Annotated in this window: 21 protein-coding genes; 14 read left to right on the forward strand and 7 right to left on the reverse strand. The window is 67.2% G+C overall.

What is annotated here, in order from left to right; genetic code table 11:
* Positions 1–76 precede the first annotated feature (76 nt).
* Together hslV and hslU are read left to right on the forward strand one after the other, a co-directional pair.
* Entirely contained in the window at positions 77–628 is a 552-nt protein-coding gene (hslV, locus tag AC5P8R_RS01240; protein ID WP_005411093.1) for an ATP-dependent protease subunit HslV, read from the forward strand.
* 103 nt (positions 629–731) lie between these two features.
* Complete coding sequence (gene hslU, locus AC5P8R_RS01245; protein ID WP_014648461.1) at positions 732–2,105, forward strand: ATP-dependent protease ATPase subunit HslU; 1,374 nt, start codon at positions 732–734, stop codon at positions 2,103–2,105.
* Positions 2,106–2,201: 96 nt separating this feature from the next.
* Here hslU and AC5P8R_RS01250 read toward each other — a convergent pair whose 3' ends face one another.
* Both AC5P8R_RS01250 and smeT read right to left on the reverse strand, forming a co-directional pair.
* Entirely contained in the window at positions 2,202–3,194 is a 993-nt protein-coding gene (locus tag AC5P8R_RS01250) for a Gfo/Idh/MocA family protein (protein WP_495222927.1), read from the reverse strand.
* 46 nt (positions 3,195–3,240) lie between these two features.
* A complete protein-coding gene (gene smeT / locus AC5P8R_RS01255; protein WP_032961200.1) occupies positions 3,241–3,900 on the reverse strand; it encodes an efflux transporter SmeDEF transcriptional repressor SmeT in 660 nt (219 codons plus the stop codon).
* Between the two features lie 224 nt (positions 3,901–4,124).
* Between smeT and smeD the strand changes: the two genes are divergently transcribed.
* The 3 genes from smeD (at position 4,125) to smeF (ending at position 9,937) form a co-directional block, all read left to right on the forward strand.
* Positions 4,125–5,309: a multidrug efflux RND transporter periplasmic adaptor subunit SmeD gene (smeD, locus tag AC5P8R_RS01260; RefSeq protein ID WP_014648458.1), complete on the forward strand. Its 1,185-nt coding sequence runs from the start codon at positions 4,125–4,127 to the stop codon at positions 5,307–5,309.
* A 12-nt stretch (positions 5,310–5,321) separates the two neighbouring features.
* On the forward strand, positions 5,322–8,444 hold the full coding sequence (gene smeE, locus AC5P8R_RS01265) for a multidrug efflux RND transporter permease subunit SmeE (protein ID WP_014648457.1): 3,123 nt from the start codon (positions 5,322–5,324) through the stop codon (positions 8,442–8,444).
* A 92-nt stretch (positions 8,445–8,536) separates the two neighbouring features.
* Positions 8,537–9,937, forward strand: a complete 1,401-nt coding sequence (smeF, locus tag AC5P8R_RS01270; protein WP_495222928.1) for a multidrug efflux RND transporter outer membrane subunit SmeF — start codon at positions 8,537–8,539, stop codon at positions 9,935–9,937.
* Between the two features lie 142 nt (positions 9,938–10,079).
* Here smeF and AC5P8R_RS01275 read toward each other — a convergent pair whose 3' ends face one another.
* The 4 genes from AC5P8R_RS01275 to AC5P8R_RS01290 form a co-directional block, all read right to left on the reverse strand.
* A complete protein-coding gene (locus AC5P8R_RS01275; protein WP_032961193.1) occupies positions 10,080–10,502 on the reverse strand; it encodes a low affinity iron permease family protein in 423 nt (140 codons plus the stop codon).
* 67 nt (positions 10,503–10,569) lie between these two features.
* A complete protein-coding gene (locus AC5P8R_RS01280; RefSeq protein ID WP_005411085.1) occupies positions 10,570–10,905 on the reverse strand; it encodes a hypothetical protein in 336 nt (111 codons plus the stop codon).
* A gap of 75 nt (positions 10,906–10,980) precedes the next feature.
* On the reverse strand, positions 10,981–11,241 hold the full coding sequence (locus AC5P8R_RS01285) for a hypothetical protein (protein ID WP_014648454.1): 261 nt from the start codon (positions 11,239–11,241) through the stop codon (positions 10,981–10,983).
* A 199-nt stretch (positions 11,242–11,440) separates the two neighbouring features.
* Positions 11,441–11,893 carry a nucleoside deaminase gene (locus tag AC5P8R_RS01290; RefSeq protein WP_005419409.1) on the reverse strand — a complete coding sequence of 151 codons (453 nt, stop codon included), beginning with the start codon at positions 11,891–11,893 and terminating at the stop codon, positions 11,441–11,443.
* 80 nt (positions 11,894–11,973) lie between these two features.
* On the opposite strand from AC5P8R_RS01290, the gene ubiE reads away from it, so the two are divergent.
* From ubiE to AC5P8R_RS01310, 4 genes are all read left to right on the forward strand, one after another.
* Entirely contained in the window at positions 11,974–12,735 is a 762-nt protein-coding gene (ubiE, locus tag AC5P8R_RS01295; protein ID WP_005411082.1) for a bifunctional demethylmenaquinone methyltransferase/2-methoxy-6-polyprenyl-1,4-benzoquinol methylase UbiE, read from the forward strand.
* A gap of 182 nt (positions 12,736–12,917) precedes the next feature.
* Entirely contained in the window at positions 12,918–14,846 is a 1,929-nt protein-coding gene (locus AC5P8R_RS01300; protein ID WP_041863838.1) for a M1 family metallopeptidase, read from the forward strand.
* Between the two features lie 127 nt (positions 14,847–14,973).
* Positions 14,974–15,705: a hypothetical protein gene (locus tag AC5P8R_RS01305; RefSeq protein WP_008265071.1), complete on the forward strand. Its 732-nt coding sequence runs from the start codon at positions 14,974–14,976 to the stop codon at positions 15,703–15,705.
* Positions 15,705–16,325: an HAD family hydrolase gene (locus AC5P8R_RS01310; protein WP_014648451.1), complete on the forward strand. Its 621-nt coding sequence runs from the start codon at positions 15,705–15,707 to the stop codon at positions 16,323–16,325. The genes AC5P8R_RS01305 and AC5P8R_RS01310 overlap by 1 nt, the downstream gene beginning before the upstream one ends.
* Positions 16,326–16,512: 187 nt before the next feature.
* Here the strand turns inward: AC5P8R_RS01310 and AC5P8R_RS01315 are convergent, their stop codons facing one another.
* Complete coding sequence (locus AC5P8R_RS01315) at positions 16,513–17,451, reverse strand: carbohydrate kinase family protein (RefSeq protein WP_005411078.1); 939 nt, start codon at positions 17,449–17,451, stop codon at positions 16,513–16,515.
* Positions 17,452–17,734: 283 nt separating this feature from the next.
* On the opposite strand from AC5P8R_RS01315, the gene AC5P8R_RS01320 reads away from it, so the two are divergent.
* The 5 genes from AC5P8R_RS01320 to rodA all read left to right on the forward strand — a co-directional run bounded on the left by AC5P8R_RS01320 (position 17,735) and on the right by rodA (position 23,718).
* Positions 17,735–18,781 carry a rod shape-determining protein gene (locus AC5P8R_RS01320; RefSeq protein ID WP_005419402.1) on the forward strand — a complete coding sequence of 349 codons (1,047 nt, stop codon included), beginning with the start codon at positions 17,735–17,737 and terminating at the stop codon, positions 18,779–18,781.
* A gap of 121 nt (positions 18,782–18,902) precedes the next feature.
* Entirely contained in the window at positions 18,903–20,048 is a 1,146-nt protein-coding gene (mreC, locus tag AC5P8R_RS01325) for a rod shape-determining protein MreC (protein WP_495222929.1), read from the forward strand.
* The gene (gene mreD, locus AC5P8R_RS01330) at positions 20,045–20,530 is read left to right on the forward strand and encodes a rod shape-determining protein MreD (RefSeq protein ID WP_014648449.1); all 486 of its coding nucleotides are present in this window, start codon (positions 20,045–20,047) and stop codon (positions 20,528–20,530) included. Before mreC ends, mreD begins: the two co-directional genes overlap by 4 nt.
* Positions 20,531–20,533: 3 nt before the next feature.
* The gene (gene mrdA, locus AC5P8R_RS01335) at positions 20,534–22,609 is read left to right on the forward strand and encodes a penicillin-binding protein 2 (RefSeq protein ID WP_014648448.1); all 2,076 of its coding nucleotides are present in this window, start codon (positions 20,534–20,536) and stop codon (positions 22,607–22,609) included.
* Complete coding sequence (rodA, locus tag AC5P8R_RS01340) at positions 22,606–23,718, forward strand: rod shape-determining protein RodA (protein ID WP_014648447.1); 1,113 nt, start codon at positions 22,606–22,608, stop codon at positions 23,716–23,718. The genes mrdA and rodA overlap by 4 nt, the downstream gene beginning before the upstream one ends.
* Positions 23,719–23,767 lie beyond the last annotated feature (49 nt).

A 23,767-nucleotide genomic window follows, 5' to 3' on the forward strand; every position in this document is an offset into this window, starting at 1 on the left:
CTGCGGCAGCCGGTCGCGGGTGGCTTGAAGGGCGCAGCGCAGTCCCCACCTCTGGTTCTGTCACCCCGGAGGCATCATGGACCCCAGTCAGAACCCCAACGTTTTCCACGCCACCACCATCGTCTGCGTCCGTCGCGGCGAGCACGTGGCCATTGCCGGCGACGGTCAGGTCACGCTGGGCCACACCGTGATGAAGGGCAACGCGCGCAAGGTGCGCCGCCTCGGCCGTGATGGCCAGGTACTGGCCGGCTTCGCCGGTGCCGCCGCCGATGCCTTCACCCTGTTCGAGCTGTTCGAGGCCAAGCTGGAAAAGCACGGCCAGCTGCAGCGTGCTGCGGTCGAACTGGCCAAGGATTGGCGCACCGAGCGCCGCCTCGGCAAGCTGGAAGCCCTGTTGGCGGTGGCCGACAAGGAAACCTCGCTGATCATCAGCGGCACCGGCGATGTGATCGAGCCGGAGGACGGCATCATCGCCATCGGCTCGGGTGGCTCGTATGCACTGTCGGCCGCACGCGCCTTGATGGCGCACACCGAACTGGATGCGCGCACCATCGCCAGCGAAGCGATCGGCATCGCCGGCGACATCTGCATCTACACCAACCGCAACGTGGTGGTCGAGGAGCTGTGAGGGTAGCGTCGGTCGCTGGCCGGCAACCTCATGATTCCCCGCACGCGTGCCTGGTTGCCGGCCAGCGGCCGGCACTACCGACAAAGAATCCGTGAGCACATCCATGTCGAAGATCGAAGTTTCCTCCGCCACCATGACCCCGCGCGAGATCGTGCAGGAACTGGACCGGCACATCGTCGGCCAGCACGACGCCAAGCGCGCCGTGGCCATCGCCCTGCGCAACCGCTGGCGCCGCATGCAGCTGGTGCCCGAGCTGCGCAATGAAGTGATGCCGAAGAACATCCTGATGATCGGCCCGACCGGCGTCGGCAAGACCGAGATCGCGCGTCGCCTGGCCACGCTGGCCAACGCACCGTTCGTGAAGGTCGAAGCCACCCGCTTCACCGAAGTCGGCTACGTCGGCAAGGACGTCGAGCAGATCATCCGCGACCTGGCCGATACCGCGGTCAAGCTCTATCGCGAACAGGCCAAGGTGCGCGTACGCACCCAGGCCGAAGAGCGTGCCGAAGACCGCATCCTGGATGCGCTGCTGCCGCGCCGCAGCGGTGGCATCGGCTTCGATCCGGAAGTCGCCCGCAACGAGCCGTCGGCGCAGGACAACGAGACCCGCATCAAGTTCCGCAAGATGCTGCGCAACGGTGAGCTGGACGAGCGCGAGATCGAACTCGACCTGGCCGCAAACGTCAGCATGGACATCATGACCCCGCCGGGCATGGAGGAAATGGGCCAGCAGCTGAAGTCGATGTTCGCCAACCTCGGCGGCGGCGCCAAGGCGCACAAGCGCACGCTGACCATCAAGGCCGCGCGCCCGCTGCTGATCGAGGAAGAAGCGGGCAAGCTGGTCAACGAGGACGACATCCGCACCGCCGCGATCGAGGCCTGCGAGCAGCACGGCATCGTCTTCATCGACGAGATCGACAAGGTCGCCAAGCGTGGCGACAACGTGGGTGGTGGTGACGTGTCGCGCGAAGGCGTGCAGCGCGACCTGCTGCCGCTGGTGGAAGGCTCCAACGTGTCCACCAAGTACGGCACGATCAAGACCGACCACATCCTGTTCATCGCGTCGGGCGCGTTCCACCTGGCCAAGCCCAGCGACCTGATTCCGGAGCTGCAGGGCCGCTTCCCGATCCGCGTGGAGCTGGGTGCGCTGAGCAAGAACGATTTCGTGCGCATCCTGACCGAACCGAAGGCCGCGCTGACCAAGCAGTACGAAGCACTGCTGGCCACCGAAGGCGTCAAGGTCAGCTTCACTGCCGATGCCATTGATCGTCTGGCCGAGATCGCTTTCCAGGTGAACGAACGCCAGGAAAACATCGGCGCGCGTCGCCTGCATACGGTGCTGGAGCGCCTGCTGGATTCGCTCAGCTACGAGGCACCGGACCGCGACGGCGAAACCCTGGCCATCGACAGCGCCTACGTGGACAAGCACCTGGGTGAGCTGGTGCAGGACCCGGACCTGAGCCGCTACATCCTGTAATGCCCGGTGGGGTCGGATCCCTCGCCGTGGCGAGGGCGCTGACCCCGCCCACTGCAGCAGAAAAGGCCGCCGCAAGGTGGCCTTTTTCCTGTGCGGTCAGTGCGATTGCCGGGTGCGATAGTCCCGCAGCACCTGGTCGATCACTGCACTGGTGCGGGCGGCGCTGATGCCGTTCGAGGGCGAGTGCCCGTTGCCGCGCAGTTCGTCCACGAGGGAGGCGATCAACGGCTGCTGGATCGACGACGGGTTCGGGATGTCGAAGGCCTGCACGCCCGCTTCGGTTTCCAGCTCCACCGGAACGTCCTCGAAGGTGGCAAAGCGCAGCTGGCCACGGTCGCCGGTGATCTCGATCTGATCCTGGCGGCGGAACGCGCAGAAGCTCCATTGCGCGATGCCGTGCGTCCCCGTCCCGGTGCGGAAGCACATCGAGACGCTGTCCTCGGCGGTGTAGGCGCCGGTCAACGAGCTGGCCAGGCCACGCACATCGCTCAGCGGCCCCAGCAGATGGTCGAGCAGGTCCAGGGTATGCGAGCCCAGGTCGACGAATAGCCCGCCGCCGGCGATCGCGGGGTTGGTCCGCCAGAAGTCAGGCGATGCGGCATCCACTGAATGCGGCCGGTGCAGGGTGGCGCGCACGCCGCGCACTGTGCCGATCGCGCCGTCGTCCAGCAGCTGCTTCACCTGTGCGAAGCGGGGCAGGGCACGGCGGTAGTAGGCCACGAACACGGGCACGCCGCTGCGGGCGCTGGCCGCGATGATGCGCTGGCACTCGTCGTGGTCCATGGCCATCGGCTTTTCGATGTAGACCGGCTTGCCCGCAGCAATCGCCTGCAATGCGTAGTGCATGTGCGTGGAGGGCGGTGTTGCAACGTAGACCGCGTTCACCTCCGGATCGGCGATGAGTGCATCGGCGTCCGCGTACCAGCGCGGAATCGCGTGGCGGCGTGCATAGTCTTCGGCCAATGCGGCATTGCGGCGCATGACCGCCACTACCCGTGAGCCCGGCGTGTTGGCCAGGGCTGGCCCGCTCTTCTTCTCGGTGACGCTGCCACACCCGATGAAGCCCCACACCACGTTGTCCAGGATCATCGATCTGCCCTTGCAGGGGGTGCCGCAGTGATGGGAGCAGCCTCGTTCACGCCTCGGGCAGCGGCTCGGGGACGGTGCCGGGAACGAACACACCATCCTTCACGTAGGCGGCCAGGGTCATGTCCAGCGCGAGCATGCCATCGCGCTTGAGGTCCATCAGTTCCGGTTCGACCATCGCGCCGTGCAGCACGCCCAGCACGGTGGCGTGCAGCATGCGCGCGGCGATTTTCGGGTCGGCGCCTTCGCGCAGCTGGCCCAGATCGCGGGCGCGGCGCAGGGCACGCTCCATCCGGTCCAGCGCATCGCGGAATCCGGCCTGCTGCATTTCGGTCAGCACCCTGGTGTCCGCCGACGCATCGCTGCGCAGCATGATCTCCATGGTCTTGCGCAGGCGCTCGTCCTCGGACAGCTCGATGAACGAGTGGATCATCACCGCGCGCAGGTCGTGCACCGGGGTGTCGCGCTGGTCGGTGGAGGTGCGCTCCAGTTCCTGCATGAAGGGCAGGTGCACGCGCTCGACGATGGCGGCCAGCACCTCGCTCTTGTTCTTGAAGTGCCAGTAGACCGCGCCACGGGTGTAGCCGGCGCGGGCACCGATCATCTCCAGCGTGGTACGGGCCACGCCGTGTTCATGGAAGCAGGCTTCGGCGGCGTCAAGGATGCCTTCCCGGGTTGCCTGGGTGTCCTCTTTGGTCTTGCGGGCCATGGGTGTGGGTACGAGTGCGGGTGAAACGTGGCTGAATTGTACCGGTTTACAAACAAACAATCATGTATGTATATTTCGCACCCATCATTCCCGTGGTGTGCGTGGCAGGCCGGTCCGGCGCCCACTCCACCCGGGTGGGCGCGATCTGCGGGCTTTCACCGGAAGGAGAACGTCCATCGATATCAGCTCCCTCTGAGATTCCTTCCTCCAAGAGCCTTTCCGTCATGTTGCTGAGCCGAATCCGACCCTTTGCACTGTCGCTGGCAATCGCCGCGACCGTGGCTGCCTGCGGCGGCCAACCCCAGGCCCCCGAGCAGGGCCCGGGTGACGTCACCGTGGTCACGCTGAAGTCCGAGACCGTGGGCCTGACCCGCGAACTGCCGGGCCGTACCAATGCCTTCCTGGTCGCCGAAGTGCGCCCGCAGGTCAATGGCATCGTGGCCAAGCGCCTGTTTACCGAGGGCGGCATGGTCAAGGCCGGCGAGCCGCTGTACCAGCTCGACGATGCCAGCTACCGGGCCCAGGCCAACAACGCCCGCGCCCAGCTGGCCCGCGCCGAAGCCACCGCCAATGCCGCGCGCCTGAGTGCCAAGCGCATCACCGAGCTGGCCAAGGTCGATGCGGTCAGCCAGCAGGACCTGGAGAACGCCGTCGCCGCGCAGAAGCAGGCCGAGGCCGACGTCGGTGCCGCCAAGGCCTCGCTGGATGCGGCCAACGTCACCCTGGGCTACGCCCGCATCACCGCGCCGATCAGCGGCCGCATCGGCAAGTCCAGCGTCACCCAGGGTGCGCTGGTCAGCGCCGGCCAGGCCAACGCACTGGCCACCGTGCAGCAGCTGGACCCGATCTATGTCGACCTGACCCAGTCCTCGGCCGAGCTGCTGCAGCTGCGCCGCGAACTGGCCGCCGGCCGCCTGCAGGACAACCAGACCCTGCCGGTCAGCATCCTGATGGAAGACGGCAGCACCTTCGAGCACAAGGGCACGCTGGAGTTCTCCGAAGTCAGCGTCGATCCGACCACCGGCAGCTTCGGCCTGCGCGTGAAGGTGGACAACCCGGACGGCCTGCTGATGCCGGGCATGTACGTGCGTGCGGTGATCGGCGGCGGCGTGCGCAGCGATGCGGTGCTGGTGCCGATGCAGGGCATCGCCCGCGACCCGAAGGGCGACACCACCGCGATGGTGGTCGGCAAGGACAACAAGGTCGAAGTGCGCCCGGTCAAGGTCAGCCGCACGGTCGGCGACAAGTGGCTGGTCGAGGACGGCCTGAAGGCCGGTGACAAGGTCATCGTCGAAGGCCTGCAGAAGATCGGCCCCGGCATGCCGGTCAAGGCCACCGAGAAGGGCGACGCACCGGCCAAGCCGGCGGCAGCCGCCCAGCCTGCCGCCCCGGCCGGCGACGCGAAGTAAGCGGAGAACCCCATGGCACGCTTTTTCATCGATCGACCCATCTTTGCGTGGGTGATCGCCATCATCATCATGCTCGCCGGCGGCCTGGCCCTGTTCAAGCTGCCGGTCTCGATGTACCCCAACGTCGCACCGCCGGCGGTGGAAATCAGCGCCACCTATCCGGGTGCATCGGCCAAGGTGGTCGAGGACTCGGTGACGCAGATCATCGAGCAGAACATGAAGGGCCTTGATGGCCTGATCTACTTCTCCTCCAACAGCTCGTCCAACGGCCAGGCCACCATCACCCTGACCTTCGAGAGCGGCACCAACCCGGATATCGCCCAGGTGCAGGTGCAGAACAAGCTGCAGCTGGCCATGCCGCTGCTGCCGCAGGAAGTGCAGCGGCAGGGCATCAACGTGGCCAAGTCCAGCTCGGGCTTCCTGAACGTCATCGCGTTCGTGTCCGAGAACGGCAGCATGGACGCCAACGACATCGCCGACTACGTCGGTTCCAATGTCGTCGACCGCCTGAGCCGCGTGCCGGGCGTGGGCAACATCCAGGTGTTCGGTGGCAAGTACGCCATGCGCATCTGGCTGGACCCGAACAAGCTGCATACCTATGGCCTGTCGGTGCCGGAAGTGACCGCCGCGATCAAGGCGCAGAACGCCCAGGTAGCGATCGGCCAGCTCGGCGGTGCGCCGTCGGTGAAGGGCCAGCAGCTCAACGCCACCATCAACGCGCAGTCGCGCCTGCAGACCCCGGAACAGTTCCGAAACATCATCGTGCGCGGTGCGCAGGACGGTGCCGAGCTGCGCCTGGGTGATGTCGCCCGCGTCGAGCTGGGTGCCGAGTCCTACGACTTCGTCACCCGCTACAACGGCCAGCCGGCCAGTGGCCTGGCGGTCACCCTGGCCACCGGCGCCAACGCGCTGGATACCGCGGCCGGTGTGGATGCCGCGCTGGAAGACATGAAGGGCTTCTTCCCGGCCGGCCTGAAGGCCGAGATCCCGTACGACACCACCCCGTTCGTGCGCGTGTCGATCAAGGGCGTGGTGCAGACCCTGATCGAAGCGATCGTGCTGGTGTTCGTGGTGATGTACCTGTTCCTGCAGAACTTCCGCGCCACCCTGATCCCGACCATCGCCGTGCCGGTGGTGCTGCTGGGTACCTTCGGCGTGCTGGCGATGCTGGGCTTCTCGGTGAACATGCTGACCATGTTCGCGATGGTGCTGGCGATCGGCCTGCTGGTGGACGATGCCATCGTGGTGGTGGAGAACGTCGAGCGCATCATGTCCGAGGAAGGGCTGTCGCCGCTCGAAGCGACCCGCAAGTCGATGGGCCAGATCACCGGTGCGCTGGTGGGTATCGGCCTGGTGCTGTCGGCGGTGTTCGTGCCGATGGCCTTCATGAGCGGCTCCACCGGCGTGATCTATCGGCAGTTCTCGGCCACGATTGTCTCTGCGATGGCGTTGTCGGTGCTGGTGGCGATCGTGCTGACCCCGGCACTGTGCGCGACCATGCTCAAGCCGCTGAAGAAGGGTGAGCACCACGTCGCCCACCGTGGCCTGGCCGGTCGCTTCTTCAATGGCTTCAACCGTGGCTTCGACCGCACCAGCGAAAGCTACCAGCGCGGCGTGCGCGGCATCATCCACCGTCCGTGGCGCTTCATGGGCATCGTGGCGGCGCTGTTCGTGCTGATGGGCGTGCTGTTCGTGCGCCTGCCCAGCTCGTTCCTGCCCAATGAAGACCAGGGCGTGCTGATGGCGCTGGTGCAGGCGCCGGTCGGTGCCACCCAGGAACGCACGCTGGAATCGATCGCGGCACTGGAAAACCACTTCCTGCAGAACGAGAAGGATGCGGTGGACTCGGTGTTCTCCGTGCAGGGCTTCAGCTTCGCCGGCATGGGCCAGAACGCGGGCATGGCGTTCGTCAAGCTGAAGGACTGGAGCGAGCGTGACGCCGACAATGGCGTGATGCCGATCACCGGCCGTGCGATGGCGGCCCTGGGCCAGATCAAAGATGCCTTCATCTTCGCCTTCCCGCCGCCGGCCATTCCGGAGCTGGGGACCGCCTCGGGCTACACCTTCTTCCTAAAGGACAACAGCGGCCAGGGCCACGAGGCACTGGTGGCCGCGCGCAACCAGCTGCTCGGCCTGGCCGCAGGCAGCAAGAAGCTGGCCAACGTACGCCCGAACGGCCAGGAAGACACGCCGCAGTTCCGCATCGACATCGACGCGGCCAAGGCGACCTCGCTGGGACTGTCGATCGATCAGATCAACGGCACGCTGGCCGCGGCGTGGGGCAGCTCGTACATCGATGACTTCGTCGATCGTGGCCGCGTCAAGCGCGTGTTCGTGCAGGCCGACCAGGCGTTCCGCATGGTGCCGGAGGACTTCGATCTCTGGTCCGTGAAGAACGACAAGGGTGAGATGGTGCCGTTCAGCGCCTTCGCTACCAAGCACTGGGATTACGGTTCGCCGCGCCTGGAACGCTACAACGGTGTGTCGGCAATGGAAATCCAGGGCGAACCGGCCCCGGGTGTCGCCTCCGGTGATGCCATGGCCGAGATCGAACAGCTGGCCAAGCAGCTGCCGGCGGGTTTCGGCATCGAATGGACGGCGATGTCCTACCAGGAACGCCAGGCCGGCTCGCAGACGCCGCTGCTGTACACGCTGTCGCTGATGATCGTGTTCCTGTGCCTGGCCGCGATGTATGAAAGCTGGAGCGTACCGACCGCGGTGCTGCTGGCGGCCCCGCTGGGTATCCTCGGCGCGGTGCTGGCCAACACCTTCAAGGGCCTGGAGCGCGACATCTACTTCCAGGTGGCGATGCTGACCACGGTGGGCCTGACCAGCAAGAACGCGATCCTGATCGTCGAGTTCGCCAAGGAAAACCTGGAAAAGGGCGCCAGCCTGATCGAGTCGATCATGCACGCCGTGCGCGACCGCCTGCGCCCGATCGTGATGACCTCGCTGGCCTTCGGCATGGGCGTGGTACCGCTGGCGATCTCCACCGGTGCCGGCTCCGGCGCCAAGCAGGCGATCGGCACCGGCGTGCTCGGCGGCATGATCGTCGGCACCGTGCTCGGCGTGTTCTTCGTGCCGCTGTTCTTCGTGGTGGTGCAGCGCGTGTTCAAGCGCAGATCCACGACGTGACCTGTAGCGGTCATGCCGGCCTCAAGCTGGCGTTATCGAAACGGTAGTGCCGGCCGCTGGCCGGCACTGCCTCCTGCCATCCGGCAGTACCGATGGAAGTGATCCCCATGAAAAGTGCATCCCTGTTCCTCTCCATTGCCGCCACGCTCGCGCTGGCCGGCTGCTCCACCCTGGCGCCGAAGAACACCGCCGTCGCTCCGGCGATTCCTGCGCAGTGGCCGGCCGAGGCCGCGCAGGGCGAGGTGGCCGATGTCGCCGCCGTCGGCTGGCGCGATTTCTTCACCGATGCGCGCCTGCAGCAGGTGATCGAGCAGTCGCTGCAGAACAACCGCGACCTGCGCGTGGCCGTGCTCAATGTCGAGCGCGCGCGTGGCCAGTACCGCGTGCAGCGCGCCGATCGCGTGCCCGGCGTGGCCGTGACCGGCCAGATGGACCGCCGTGGTACCGATGCCGGTGTCACCGAGCAGTTCAGCGCGGGCGTGGGTGTGGCCGAGTTCGAGCTGGACCTGTTCGGTCGCGTGCGCAACCTCAGCGAGGCGGCGCTGCAGCAGTACTTCGCCGTGGCTGCCAACCGCCGCAACGCGCAGCTGAGCCTGGTGGCCGAGACCGCCACCGCGTGGCTGACCTATGGGGCTGATGCGCAGCGGCTGAAGATCGCCGATGCCACGCTGAAGACCTACGAGGATTCGCTGCGCCTGGCCGAGGCCCGCCACGAACGCGGCGGCAGTTCGGCGCTGGAGCTGACCCAGACCCGTACCCTGGTCGAGACCGCACGCACCGATGCCGCGCGCCTGCGCGGCCAGCTGGCCCAGGACCGCAACGCACTGGCGCTGCTGGCCGGTGGCCAGCTCGATCCGACACTGCTGCCGGACAGCGTCGAACCGCAGCTGCTGGCGCTGGCCCCGCCGCCGGCCGGCCTGCCCAGCGACGTGCTGCTGCAGCGCCCGGACATCATGGCCGCCGAACACCAGCTGCTGGCCGCCAATGCCAACATCGGTGCGGCACGCGCAGCGTTCTTCCCGAGCATCTCGCTGACCGGCAGCATCGGCAGCGGCTCCAGCGAACTGTCCAACCTGTTCGACAGCGGCACCCGTGTGTGGAGCTTCCTGCCGAAGATCACCCTGCCGATCTTCCAGGGCGGCAAGCTGCGCGCCAACCTGGCCATCGCCAACGCGGATCGTGATATCGCACTGGCGCAGTACGAGAAGTCGATCCAGGTGGGATTCCGCGAAACGGCCGATGCGCTGGCGTTGAATGTCAGCCTGGATGAGCAGGTGAGTTCACAGCAGCGCCTGGTGGAAGCGGCCGAACAGGCCAATCGCCTGTCGCAGGCACGCTACGACGCGGGGCTGGACAGCTTTGTCACCCTGCTTGACGCGCGGCGTACCGCCTACAACGCGCAGCAGACCCAGCTGCAGGCGCAGCTGGCGCAGCAGGCCAACCGCATCACCCTGTACAAGGTGCTGGGCGGCGGCTGGCACGAGCGCGGGTAAGCAGTGCTTCTGGTAGGTGCCAACCTTGGTTGGCACGGATGCGTCAGCGCAGGCGGCTGGCCCTGTGCCAACCAAGGTTGGCACCTACCTGGAGATCGAGGGTAGTGCCGGCCGTTGGCCGGCATTGTCGTTCGGAGGCCTGCTATACCGCTTCATCGTCGCGCCGCGCCGCATGGCAGGCGCGAACGCGCGCCAGCGCATCGCCGGCTTCGCGCGCCATCTGCTCGTACTCGGCGCGGATCTCTTCCAGGCGCGCTTCATCCAGTTCTTCCAGATCCAACAGTTCGTTGTTGGCTTCGGCCGTCGCCCGGATCAGCTCGTCCAGCTTGATCTGCATCGCGGCAGTATCCGCGTTCTGCGTGTGCTGGATCAGGAACACCATCAGGAAGGTGATGATGGTGGTGCCGGTGTTGATCACCAGCTGCCAGGTGTCATTGAAACCGAACACCGGGCCACTGATGCCCCAGATCACCACGATCGCTACTGCAGCCAGGAAGGTCCACGGCGAGCCGGTGGCGGCCGCGGCCTTCTTGGCGATCGTATTGAACAGGTTGCGTGCTTTCATCGTCGTCGTCCCACTCAGGTGACGAGGATGATCGGCAGTGGCCCGTGCAGGGGTTGTGCAGCGGCGGTCAGGCGCGCATGCGCTGCAGTCGTGGCGCCTGCAGGCTGCGCACCGGGCTGCTCTGGTAGACGTGCTGCCAGCAACGGTCGACGAACTCACGGGCCTGGGCTTCGCTCAGCCGCGGCATGATCTGCAGGGCGTATTGGGTCTGGAACATCTCGTCACGTTCGGCCTCGCTGGCGCGCGGCTGGGTGATCAGCGAATCACAGGCGAACTTGATCCACGGCACGTACGAGCCGAACGAGTTGTGCGGCAGTGCGCCTTCGGCATGTTGGCGGCGCCAGTGGTCAAGCTCGGCGTCAACGTTGATGACCGGAGGAATGGTGGGGACTTCAGCGTGCATGACAATCCAGTTCGGTTGAGTGGAAAGGGAGTGGGGGTTCATCCGAGTGTGGCGTATATGGCGGTGCATGCCGCGTCAGCGGGATGTGGAGCCTGCGTTGGCATGGCCGATCAACTGCGCATGTTCGACCGCACCGAGGTCTTCGGCCAGAGTGGCCATCGCATTGCACAGGCGTTCGTGGTCGAGCGGGTGGCGGCGGACCAGCTCCAGTTGCATGTGCTGATAGGCAGTCCAGAACGGCGCGCCGCGCCGGTGCAGCGCATATTGCTGCTGCAAGCGTTCGCGGATCGGATCGAGGATCGGGTCTGTCGTAGGGCGTACGGCGTGCGCGCACATGGCTGGCTCCGCCGGGGAAAGGGTGCCCCGGTGAACCCACCGTAGGCGTGTCAGCCGCGTGGGGTGTTACCGCAATGTGTGCGCGTGACCTGGCTGACTGTGCGCGCGGTCACGCCGATGCCCGCAAAGGCCGCCGGCACAAGGGCGCACCGGCGCTGAAGCGTTCATTAAATGTGTTGCAGAGACGAGCGCGCGTGGCTCATTCGCCGATGTCCTCGTTCCAGATGTCGGGATGACGGCTGATGAAATCGCCCAGCAGGTCCACGCATTCCTGGTTGTCCAGGTCGATCACGTTGACGCCGTTTTCGCGCAGCCAGTCGATGCCGCCCTGGAAGGTGCGCGATTCGCCCACCACCACGGTGCCGATGTTGAACTGGCGCACCAGCCCCGAGCAGTACCAGCACGGGGCCAGGGTGGTGACCATGATGGTGTCCTGGTAACGGCGCTGGCGGCCGGCCTTGCGGAAGGCGTCGGTTTCCCCATGCACCGACGGGTCGCCTTCCTGCACGCGGCGGTTGTGGCCGCAGCCGAGCAGGCGGCCGTCGTTGTGGTACAGCGCCGCGCCGATCGGCACGCCGCCCTCGGCCAGGCCCTGGCGGGCTTCGGCGATGGCGGTCTGCAGCAGGGCCTGGTAGTCGGGCGTGGTGATCATGCGGGGCTCCGGTAAGTCGTGGCCCGCCATCATACGGGCAGGGGGTGCCGCTGGCCCCCGGCGGTGCGATAATCGGGGCCATGAGCGAATCCCCCTACAAAGCCGGTACCACCCATTTCGGGTTCCGCGACGTCGCCGCCAAGGACAAGCAGAAGCTGGTCGGCCAGGTGTTCACCTCGGTCGCGCGCAACTACGACCTGATGAACGACCTGATGAGCCTGGGCGTGCACCGGGCGTGGAAGCGCTACTACGTGGCCACCGCGCAGGTGAAGCCGGGCGACCGCGTGCTCGACCTGGCCGGCGGCACCGGCGACATCGCCGCCCTGCTGAAGGAGCGCGTCGGCGCCGAGGGCTCGGTGGTGCTGGGCGACATCAACGCCGGCATGCTGTCGGTCGGCCGTGACCGCCTGACCAACCGCGGCCTCGTGCTCGGCCTGGACTACGTGCAGTGCAACGCCGAAGCCCTGCCGTTCCCGGACAACAGCTTCGATCTGGTCACCATTGCCTTCGGCCTGCGCAACGTGACCGACAAGGACGCTGGCCTGCGCGAGATGTACCGCGTGCTGAAGGTGGGCGGCCAGGCCCGCGTGCTGGAATTCTCCGAAGTCACCGCGGACTGGTTCAAGCCGATCTACGACTTCCACTCGTTCAAGATCCTGCCCAAGCTGGGCAAGCTGTTCGCCAACGATTCAGACAGCTACCAGTACCTGGCCGAGAGCATCCGCAAGCACCCGCCGCAGGACGAACTGAAGGCGATGATGGGGCAGGCCGGCTTCGAGCGCTGCCACTACAAGAACCTGACCGGCGGCATCGTCTCGATCCACTCCGGCTACAAGCTGTAAGCCCGGTGTTCCGTAGTGCCGGCCGCTGGCCGGCATCTGCGCGGCCAATCACTGGGCGACGGGGTTGCCGGCCAGCGGCCGGCACTACCGGTGCTGTGCCCGCCATTACCCCGCACCGCGCAACGCCTGCGCGTCCGGAGGGAGGTACCATTGGGGTTTGATCCCCGTAACGGTCCCGATTCATGCGTAATCCGCTGATGCTCCTTCCGCTGGCCGTGGCCCTGGCCGCCGGCTGCTCCCAGGAGGCGGCCGCGCCCGCCGCCGCCCCGACTGCCGCAAAGGCCCCCGCCGCCCCCGTGAACGCCGAGAACCGCAGCCACGACGAAAGCTCGTATGCCGAGCCGGACAAGGTCGTCATCAAGGACATCGCGCTGGATCTGAAGCTGGACTTCGACCAGAAGCAGATCGGCGGAACCGCCACCTACACCCTGGAATGGAAGCAGAAGGACGCCAGGCAGCTGGTGCTCGACACCCGCGAGCTGACCGTGTCCAAGGTCGAGGCCGTCGGTGCCGATGGCGCGCGCAGCCCGCTGCAGTTCGCGCTGGCCCCGGTCGACAAGGTGTTCGGCAGCAAGCTGACCATCGAGACCCCGGAACAGCCGGCCAAGGTGGAAGTGACCTACCACACCGCACCGACCGCCTCGGGCCTGCAGTGGCTGGCGCCGTCGATGACCGAAGGCAAGAAGCTGCCCTTCATGTTCAGCCAGTCGCAGGCCATCCACGCCCGCTCCTGGGTGCCGCTGCAGGACACCCCGAGCGTGCGTTTCACCTACAGCGCGCATGTGGTCTCGCGCCCGGACGTGATGGTGCTGATGAGCGCCGACAACGATCCGAAGGCCGCGCGTGACGGTGACTACACCTTCAAGATGCCGCAGCCGATTCCGTCCTACCTGCTGGCCATCGCCGCCGGCGACCTGGTGTTCGAGCCGATCTCCGGCCGCTCCGGCGTCTGGGCCGAGCCGACCATGGTCAACAAGGCCGCCAAGGAATTCGAAGACACCGAGAAGATGATCGGTGCCGCCGAGAAGCTCTACGGCGAATACCGCTGGGGCCGCTACGACATGCTGGTGCTGCCGCCGTCGTTCCCGTTCGGCGGCATGGAGAATCCGCGCCTGACCTTCGCCACCCCGACCGTGATCGTCGGTGACAAGTCGCTGGTCTCGCTGGTCGCCCATGAACTGGCGCACAGCTGGTCGGGCAACCTGGTGACCAACGCCAGCTGGAAGGACATCTGGCTCAATGAAGGCTTCACCACCTACGTCCAGGGCCGCATCACCGAAGCCCTGTACGGCAAGGAGATGGCCGAGATGGAGAAGCAGATCGACCAGACCGACCTGCTGGCCGAAGTGAAGGACATGAGCCCGGCCGACCAGGCGCTGGCGCTGCCGCCGCTGAACGAGCGTGACCCCGACGAAGCCCTCAGCCAGGTCGCCTACGTCAAGGGTTCGTGGTTCCTGGAATTCCTGGAGCAGCGCTTCGGCCGCGAGACCTTCGATCCGTTCCTGCGCGGCTGGTTCGATGACCATGCCTTCCAGAGCGCGAACACCGACCAGTTCGTCGCGTACATGAAGAAGAACCTGCTGCCGAAGAATCCCTCGGCAGTGACCGAGGCCGAACTGAAGGCGTGGCTGGACGAGCCGGGCATTCCGGCGTTCGCGGCCAAGGCGCAGTCGCGCAACTTCAGCAGCGTCGATACCGCGCGCATTGCCTTCGCCAGCGCCGGCACCGTGCCGAGCAGCCAGGTCATCGCCGACTGGAGCACGCAGGAATGGGTGCGCTTCATCGACGGCCTGGGTGCGACCCAGCCGCTGGACAAGCTGGCCACGCTGGACAAGGCGTTCCACTTCACCGGCACCCCGAATGGCGAGATCGCCATGCGCTGGTACCCGCTGGCGATCCGCAGCGGCTACGAGCAGGCCAATGAAGGTGCTGCCGCGTTCATCGAGCGCGTCGGCCGTCGCAAGCTGATCCTGCCGATCTACGCCGAACTGGTGAAGACCCCGAAGGGGCTGGAGCTGGCCAAGCAGGCCTTTGAAAAGGCCAAGCCGGGCTACCACCCGATCACCACGGCCTCGGTCCAGGACATGCTGGCCAAGGCTGAAGCCAAGTAACCGGTGGTGCCGGCCGCTGGCCGGCAACCGGTCACTGCTTCACCAGCTACGGCGGGGAAACCCGCCGTTGCTGTATCCGCTTTTCGCTGCCGATAGAATCGGGATGCACTCGCATAGGACCTCCGCCATGAAACGACTGATCCTGCTCACCGCCTGCACCCTGGCCCTGGCCGCCTGCAGCAACCCCGAGGAAGAGCGCAAGGCGCAGGAAGCCGCCGCGGCCGCCGTGCAGGCGCAGAAGGAAGCCAAGGCCGAGGACGTGGCCAAGCAGTACGACATGGCCGTGGCCGCGCAGGACTGGGAACGCGCGCGCCTGCATGGCGCCTCGCTGCTGGACCAGTACAAGGACACCGCCGCCGCCGAGCGCATCGCCGCGGGCTTCGACGAGGTCAAGGCCAAGGGCGATGCCGCGCGCGACCTGCGCCGCATGCAGGCGCTGTGGCAGTACAACCAGATCCCGGTGGGCAACAAGGGCAACCAGGTTTCGGCGCAGATCTACAGCAAGGAACGGGTGGACGTGGATGGCAGCGGCGCCAAGCCGGTGCAGCTGGTGTTCCGCGATCACCCGGAGTGGAAGCGGCACGCTTACCTGGTGCTGCAGGCCGGCGATTTCCGCTGCCCGCAGTGCACGGTGAAGGTGACCGTGGACGATGGCAAGCCGGTGTCGATGGCGGCCTGGCGCCCGAAGACCGATGAAGCCATCGCCCTGTTCATCACCGACCAGAAGGCGTTGTGGAAGCTGGCGCGCAAGGGCAAGTCGATCAGCATCGAGTTCCCGGTCAAGGCTGGCGGCACGCGTACGGCCGTGTTCGAGACCGGCGGTGTCGACGCCAGTCGCATGCCGCAGTGGTGGCAGTGATGACCGCGACGGGCAGCGCAGTGCACGCGTTGTCCGCGATCCGGCACTGGGTCTTCGACATGGATGGCACGCTGACCGTCGCCGTGCATGATTTCGCCGCGATCCGCCGTGCGCTGCAGATCGCGGCCGAGGAGGACATCCTGGACCATATCGCAGCGTTGCCGGATGCGCCGGCGCAGGCCAAGCGTGAGTGGCTGCTGGATCACGAACGTGTGCTGGCCGAGGAGGCGCTGCCGGCGCCGGGTGCGGTGACGCTGCTGCGTGCGCTGGCAGCCGACGGTTGCCGGCTGGGCATCCTGACCCGCAACGATCATGCGCTGGCGAAGCTGACGCTGGACGCGATCGGGGTCGGGGAACTGTTCGATGATGCCGACATCGTCGGCCGTGATGAAGCGGTGCCCAAGCCCTCGCCGGATGGCCTGCAGCAGCACCTGCGGCGCTGGGGCATTGCAGCGAGGGAGGCGGTGATGGTCGGCGACCACGCCTACGACCTGGAGTGCGGCCGCGCCGCGGGCGCCCATACCGTACTGGTCAACCTGCCGGAAAACCCGTGGCCCGGCCGTGCCGACTGGCATTTCGCCGATTGCCGCGCGCTGTTGGCGGCCTGGCAGGCCGCATGACCGTGTAGAGCCGAGCCCACGCTCGGCTGCTCTGCGGTCAGATCGCGCAGGCGCGCGCAAGCCGAGCATGGGCTCGGCTCTACAGAGAGCAGGCAACGTGTCGGTCGGAAGTTCCGGTAGTGCCGGCCGTCGGCCGGCAGTGTCGACCCAGGTCGACACCCACCGAGCGATGCGCGGGCAGTGCGGCTTACGCGCCCAGCGCGTAACCGAACTGCTGCTTGAACTGCTCGTTGAACTCATCGAAGGTGAAGCGCTGGTTCTGCGTGCCCGGGTGCTCGACCTTCAGTGCGCCCATCAGGTTGCCCATGCGGCCGATGGTCAGCCAGTCGTAGCCCTTCTGGATGCCGTAGATCAGGCCGGCGCGGAAGGCGTCGCCACAGCCGGTCGGGTCGACCACGCGGCGCTCGTGCGCCGGCGGGATGTCGTAGCTCTTTTCCGGGGTGTGGATGACCGCGCCCTTCGGGCCGCGGGTGGTGATGTAGGCCTTGACCCGGCTGACGATCTCCTTTTCGTCCCAGCCGGTGCGTTCCTGCAGCAGGTTCGACTCGTAGTCGTTGACCACCACGTAGTCGGCCTGGTCGATGAAGGCGCGCAGCTCGGGGCCGTTGAACAGCGGCATGGCCTGGCCCGGGTCGAAGATGAACGGGATGCCGTCCTCGTGGAATTCCTGCGCGTTCTGGATCATGCCTTCGCGGCCATCCGGGCCGACCAGGCCCAGGGTCACGCCCGGCACGCCGCGCACATGGTTCTCGTAGGAACGCATCATCGCGCCCGGGTGGAAGGCGGTGATCTGGTTGTTGTCGTGGTCGGTGGTGATGAACGCCTGCGGGGTGAACAGCTCATCGATCACGCGCACGCGCGACAGGTCGATGCCCAGGCCTTCGAAATACTCGCGGTACGGGCCGAAGTCCGAACCCACGGTGCCCATCGGGATCGGCTGGCCGCCCAGCAGGTGCAGGTTGTAGGCGATGTTGCCGGCGCAGCCGCCGAACTCGCGGCGCATGCGCGGCACCAGGAAGGACACGTTCAGGATGTGCACCTTGTCCGGCAGGATGTGATTCTTGAACTGGTCCGGAAACACCATGATGGTGTCGAAGGCAAGAGAACCACAGATCAGAGCGGACATCGATGTAAGCCTATGCGGTGAATTTTGGGGTGGGCCAGCCCGGTTCAGCGGGCAAGCAAACGGCGCCCTTGGGCGCCCGACGGCGCAAAGGTTACCCGCTGGTGCCGCTCAGGGCCAGAACCGGGTGATGCCCGATCAGGCCGAAAGCCTGTGAAGACGCGGGTTCAGCTAGTTTTTTCCTTGCTCGGCGGCAGGCGGGTTGCTAGGCTTGTCGGCCTCGATTTCTGCCCATTTTTTCGCCATCCCGCGGCGGGCACGACACCCCTCAGGACTCCTTCCTCAGATGTTCAAGAAACTCCGTGGCATGTTCTCCAACGACCTGTCCATCGACCTGGGCACGGCCAACACCCTCATCTACGTGCGCGGGCAGGGGATCGTGCTGAACGAGCCGTCGGTCGTGGCCGTGCGCCAGGACCGTGCCATCGGTGGCACCCGCTCGGTGGCAGCCGTGGGCGCCGAAGCCAAGCAGATGCTGGGCCGTACCCCGGGTCACATCACCACCATCCGCCCGATGAAGGACGGCGTCATCGCCGACTTCACCTACACCGAGGCGATGCTCAAGCACTTCATCAAGAAGGTGCACAAATCGCGCGTGCTGCGCCCGAGCCCGCGCGTGCTGGTCTGCGTGCCGGCCGGCTCGACCCAGGTCGAGCGCCGCGCGATCAAGGAATCGGCCGAGGAAGCCGGTGCCCGTGACGTGTTCCTGATCGAAGAACCGATGGCGGCCGCGATCGGCGCCGGCATGCCGGTCACCGAGGCCCGTGGCTCGATGGTCATCGACATCGGCGGCGGCACCACCGAAGTGGCGGTGATCTCGCTCAACGGCATCGTCTATTCGGCCTCGGTCCGCATCGGCGGCGACCGCTTCGACGAGTCGATCACCAACTACGTGCGCCGCAACCACGGCATGCTGATCGGTGAAGCCACCGCCGAGCGCATCAAGGTCGAGCTGGGCTGCGCCTACCCGCAGGCGGAAGTGATCGAGATGGAAATCTCCGGCCGCAACCTCGCCGAGGGCGTGCCGAAGATGATCAAGATCAGCTCCAACGAGGTGCTCGAGGCCCTGCACGAACCGCTGTCGGGCATCGTCAGCGCGGTCAAGCTGGCGCTGGAGCAGACCCCGCCGGAACTGTGCGCCGACGTCGCCGAGCGCGGCATCGTGCTGACCGGTGGTGGCGCCCTGCTGCGCGACCTGGACCGCCTGATCTCCGAGGAAACCGGCCTGCACGTGCAGGTGGCCGACGATCCGCTGACCTGCGTGGCCCGCGGTGGCGGCCGTGCGCTGGAGCTGGTTGACATGCACGGCAACGAGTTCTTTGCGCCGGAATAAGCCGTCCCGGCCGTTCCTGCCTGCCGCGCCCTTCCGGGGTGCGGCCCGCCGTGATGGCGGGCCGGCACCGGCGGGGCGCCCGCGTGTTTCCCTTTCGCCTTCTGCCAGTTGAATCGTTGCCGTGCCGCCCTACGCCGGTCCTCCCGTTGCCTCCCGATCCGGTGATGCCGCCAGCCCCCTGCGGTTGCTGGCCTATCTCGCGTTGGCCATCACCCTGATCGTGCTCGATGACCAGGCCGGCTGGCTGGCGCGCCTGCGCGAGCAGGCCAACAGCCTGGTGCAGCCGGTGTGGGCGCTGGCCGGCCTGCCCGGCAAGCTCGGCAACCAGGTCAAGGATTCCGCCGCCAGCCATACCCAGCTGGTGACCGAGAATCGCGAACTGCGCAACCAGCTGCTGCTGGCCAACGCGCGCCTGACCCGCCTGCAGACCGCCGCGCTGGACAATGCCCAGCTGCGCGAACTGCTGAACGTGGCCGAGCGCAGCGGCCTGGACGTGCAGCTGGCGCCGATCCTGGACATCGACCTGGACCCGGTGAAGCAGCGCCTGGTGCTCGACGCCGGCACCCGCGAAGGCGTGCACGTCGGCCAGGCGGTGATCGATGCCGGCGGCTTGATGGGGCAGGTGATCAGTGTCACCGGCGGCACTTCCACCGTGCTGCTGCTGACCGACCCCGACCACGCGGTGCCCGTTACCGTGGCCCGCAACGGCGTGCGCCTGATCGTCTACGGCCGCGGCGATACGCTGGAGCTGCGCGACATTCCGCTCAGCGCCGGCGTGGAAGTGGGCGATGAGATCGTTACCTCCGGCCTCGGCGGGCGTTTCCCGGCCGGCTTCCCGGTCGGCACCATCACCGGCCTGCGCCCGGACGACACCCACGCCTTCCTGGTCGGCGAACTGAAGCCGGCGGCCCAGCTCGACCGCGGCCGCGACGTGCTGCTGCTGCGCCCGGGCGCGGCGATCCGCATTCCGCCGGAACTGCGCCTGCAGCTGGAAGAACCCGCCCCGGGGGGGCCGGCCACCGGCGCCAGCGTGCCCGCGGGAGCCGCGCCAGCGGCAACGATGCCGGCTCCGGCCAGCTCCCCGGTAGTGCCGGCCGCTGGCCGGCAACAGCCCTCGTCGCAAACGAGGACTGTTGCCCCCGCATCCTCCCTTACCCCCGCGCCTTCGGCGCGCCCCCCTCAACAAGAGGGGGGCTCCACCCCAGCCGGGTCCACGGTAGTGCCGGCCGCTGGCCGGCAACCGACCACGCCGGAGGCCCAGCGATGAGCCGCCTGCGCGACAACCCGTGGGTGCTGCCGGCCAGCCTGGTGGTGGCGCTGCTGCTGGGCCTGCTGCCGTTGCCGGCGCTGCTGCAGCCGCTGCGCCCGTACTGGCTGGCGCTGGTGCTGGCGTACTGGGTCATCGAAGCTCCCGAACGCGTCGGCCTGGGCATCGCCTTCGCCAGCGGCGTGGTTGCCGACCTGCTGTACGGCGGCGTGCTGGGCGAACAGGCGCTGCGGCTGGTGATTCTGGCCTTCATCCTGCAGCGCTTCCGCGCCCGCATCCGCTTCTTCCCGATGTCCCAGCAGATGCTGGCCATCGGCGGCCTGCTGTTCAACGACCGCATCGTCAGCGCGCTGGTCCACATCGTGGTGGATGAGCCGACCCTGCCGTGGTCGTACTGGTGGGCACCGCTGCTGGGCATGGGCCTGTGGCCGCTGGTGTTCGTGCTGCTGGACGCGGTGCGCTTCGGCAAGCGCGGGCGCTGAGCCATGATCCCGCGCCGCCAGGTCAAGAACCCGCACGCCGAAGCCGAACAGTTCCGCCGCCGCGCGGCGCTGGGCTTCCTGGGCGTGCTGGTCTGCCTGCTGGGCCTGGGCAGCTGGTACTTCAAGCTGCAGGTGCTGGACCACGACGTCTATGCCACGCGCTCGGAAGCCAACCGCATCAAGCCGCGGCCGGTGGTGCCCGGGCGCGGCATGATCTACGACCGCAATGGCCGCCTGCTGGCCGAGAACGTGCCGGCCTTCCGCCTGGACGTGACCCCGGACAAGGTCAAGGACATGGACGCCACCCTGGAAGGGCTGGCGAAGATCATCAACATCAGCCCGGAAGAGCTGGAAGCGTTCAACAAGTCGCGCAAGGCGCGCCGCAAGTTCCTGCCGGTCACGCTGAAGCTGCGCATGAGCGACGAGGAGATGGCGCGCTTCGCGGTCGACCGCTGGCGCTTCCCCGGCGTCGAGCTGGAGCCCTACCTGACCCGCCGCTACCCCTACGGCGATCTGTTCGCGCACATCATCGGCTACGTTGGCCGCGTTGATGACAAGGATCTGGAGATCCTCGGCGAAGGCAATGCCGCGCTGACCCACATCGGCAAGTCCGGCCTGGAGCGTTACTACGAGCAGCAGCTGCGCGGCAAGGTCGGCTACGAGCAGGTCGAGACCAACGTGCAGGGGCGCGCGATCCGCACCATCGGCCGCGTCGCCGCGCAATCCGGCGCCGACCTGCGGCTGTCGATCGACGCCGACCTGCAGCGCGCCATGGTGGCCGCCTTCGGCGACCAGGAAGGCTCGGCGGTGGCGATGGACCCGCGCACCGGCGAAGTGCTGGCGATGGTCAGCCTGCCGTCCTACGACCCCAACCTGTTCGTCAACGGCATCTCGCATGCCGACTTCAAGGCGCTGAACGAAAACCCGTCGCGGCCGCAGTTCAACCGCCTGGTGCTCGGTGGCGTCGCCCCCGGTTCCACGCTGAAGCCGCTGATCGGCCTGGCCGGCCTGGATTCGGGCGTTCGACGCCCGGAAGACAAGGTGCTGTCCACCGGCATGTTCTATCTGCCGGGCACTTCCCGCGGCTGGGGTGACGCCCACCGTGGCGGCCATGGCTGGACCGACCTGCGCAAGTCCATCGCCGAATCGGTCAACACCTACTACTACAAGCTGGCGCTGGACCTGGGCATCGAGCGCTTCGACCATTACATGGAGTACTACGGCTTCGGCCAGCCGACCGGCATCGACCTCACCGGCGAGATCGGCGGCATCCTGCCGTCGCCGGCCTACAAGCGGAAGAGCCGCAAGGAAGCCTGGTACCCCGGTGATACGGTCAACATCAGCATCGGCCAGGGTGACTGGAAGGTCACCCCGCTGCAGCTGGCGCGCGGCGTCAGCGGTCTGGCCGACGGCCAGCTGCGCACCCCGCACCTGGTGATCCAGCAGCGCGAGGGTTTCGACAGCGACTGGTCGGCGATGCCGGCTGGCGAGAGCAAGCCGGTCAGCCCCAACCCCGCCAACGTGCAGGCCGTGCGCGAGGGCATGATGGCGACCATGCGGCCCGGCGGCAGCGGCTGGCGCGTGGCGGTGGGTGCGCCGTACGTGATGGCCGGCAAGACCGGTACCGCGCAGGTCATCAGCCGAAAGGGCACGGCGGCGGTGAATCCGAAGAGCCTGCCGATGCACCTGCGCCACCGCGCGCTGTTCGTCGGCTTCGCACCGGTGGAAAACCCGGTGATCGCGATCGCGGTGGCCGTGGAAGGCGGCGGCTATGGTGGTTCGGCGGCCGCGCCGATCGCACGCAAGGTGTTCGACGCCTACCTGCTGGGCAAGATGCCCGAAGGCATGCAGCCACTGGACAGCGAGCGCGGCACCACCGCCATCGGCGCCACCGCGTTCGACAACGAAGATGCCGGCGCGCGCCAGGCTGGCGACCTCGCCGCGGCGCAGCTGGGTGAACATCCGGTGCTGGTCGGCGTGCCGGCGCCGGAACCTGTACCCGCACCGCAGCCGGCGACGCCGGCCGCCGCCGTGTTGCCCGCCACGCCACGCCCGACCGTCGCGGAGCCCGTACGATGAGAGTGTTCCTGCGCTGGGCCGGCGACATGCTGCGCCGCTTCTTCAGCACGCTGGACTGGGTGCTGTGCCTGGCCCTGGGGACGCTGATGGTGATCGGCCTGGCCACCCTGAAGAGCGCCGGTGGCGACAGCCTGGTGATGGCCCAGGGCGCGCGCTTCGCCGTGGGCATGGCCGCGCTGTGGGGCATCTCGCGGGTGCCGATCCTGCGCATCCGCTCGGCTACGCCGATGATCTACGCGATCTCGATGATCCCGTTGCTGGCGGTGTTCGTGCTGGGCACCGGCAAGTACGGCCGGCAGTGGCTGGACCTGAAGTTCTTCTACCTGCAGCCGGCCGAGCTGCTGAAGGTCAGCCTGCCGATGATGGTGGCCTGGTACCTGCACAAGATGCCGCTGCCGCCGCGCTTCAACACCGTGCTCGTGGCCCTGGTCATCATCGGCGTGCCCACCGGCCTGGTGATGCTGCAGCCGGACTTCGGTACTGGTGTGCTGATCGCTGCCAGTGGCGTGTTCGTGCTGTTGTTGGCCGGCCTGCCGTGGTGGTGGGTCGGCCTGGGCGTGGGTGGCGTGGCCGCGGTCGCGCCGGTGGCCTGGTTCTGGTTGCTGCGGCCGTACCAGAAGGACCGCATCATGATGTTCCTGGACCCGGAGATGGATGCGCTGGGGGCCGGGTGGAACATCATCCAGTCGAAGATCGCGATCGGTTCCGGCGGCTTCGATGGCAAGGGCTGGGGCGAGGGCTCGCAGTCGCACCTGAACTTCATTCCCGAACAGACCACCGACTTCGCGTTCTCGGTGCTGAGCGAGGAGTTCGGCTGGATCGGCGTGGCCACCGTGCTGGCGCTGTACCTGGTGGTGATCGGGCGCTGCCTGTGGATCGCCAGCCAGTCGCGCGATTCGTATTCGCGCCTGCTGGCCGGCGCCACCGGCCTGGCGTTCTTCGTCTATGTGCTGGTGAACGGCGGGATGATTTCCGGCCTGCTGCCGGTGGTGGGCGTGCCGATGCCGCTGATCAGCTACGGCGGTACCTCGGCGGTGTCACTGCTGGCCGGCTTCGGATTGGTGATGGCGGTGCGCAGTCACAACCCGGTGCACGGCGGCTACGGCTGAGTACGGCGTCGGGGTCAGATCCCTTTTTCCACAGGGAAAAGGGATCTGA

The sequence above is a fragment of the Stenotrophomonas sp. YJH_SMC_73 genome (assembly GCF_059370155.1).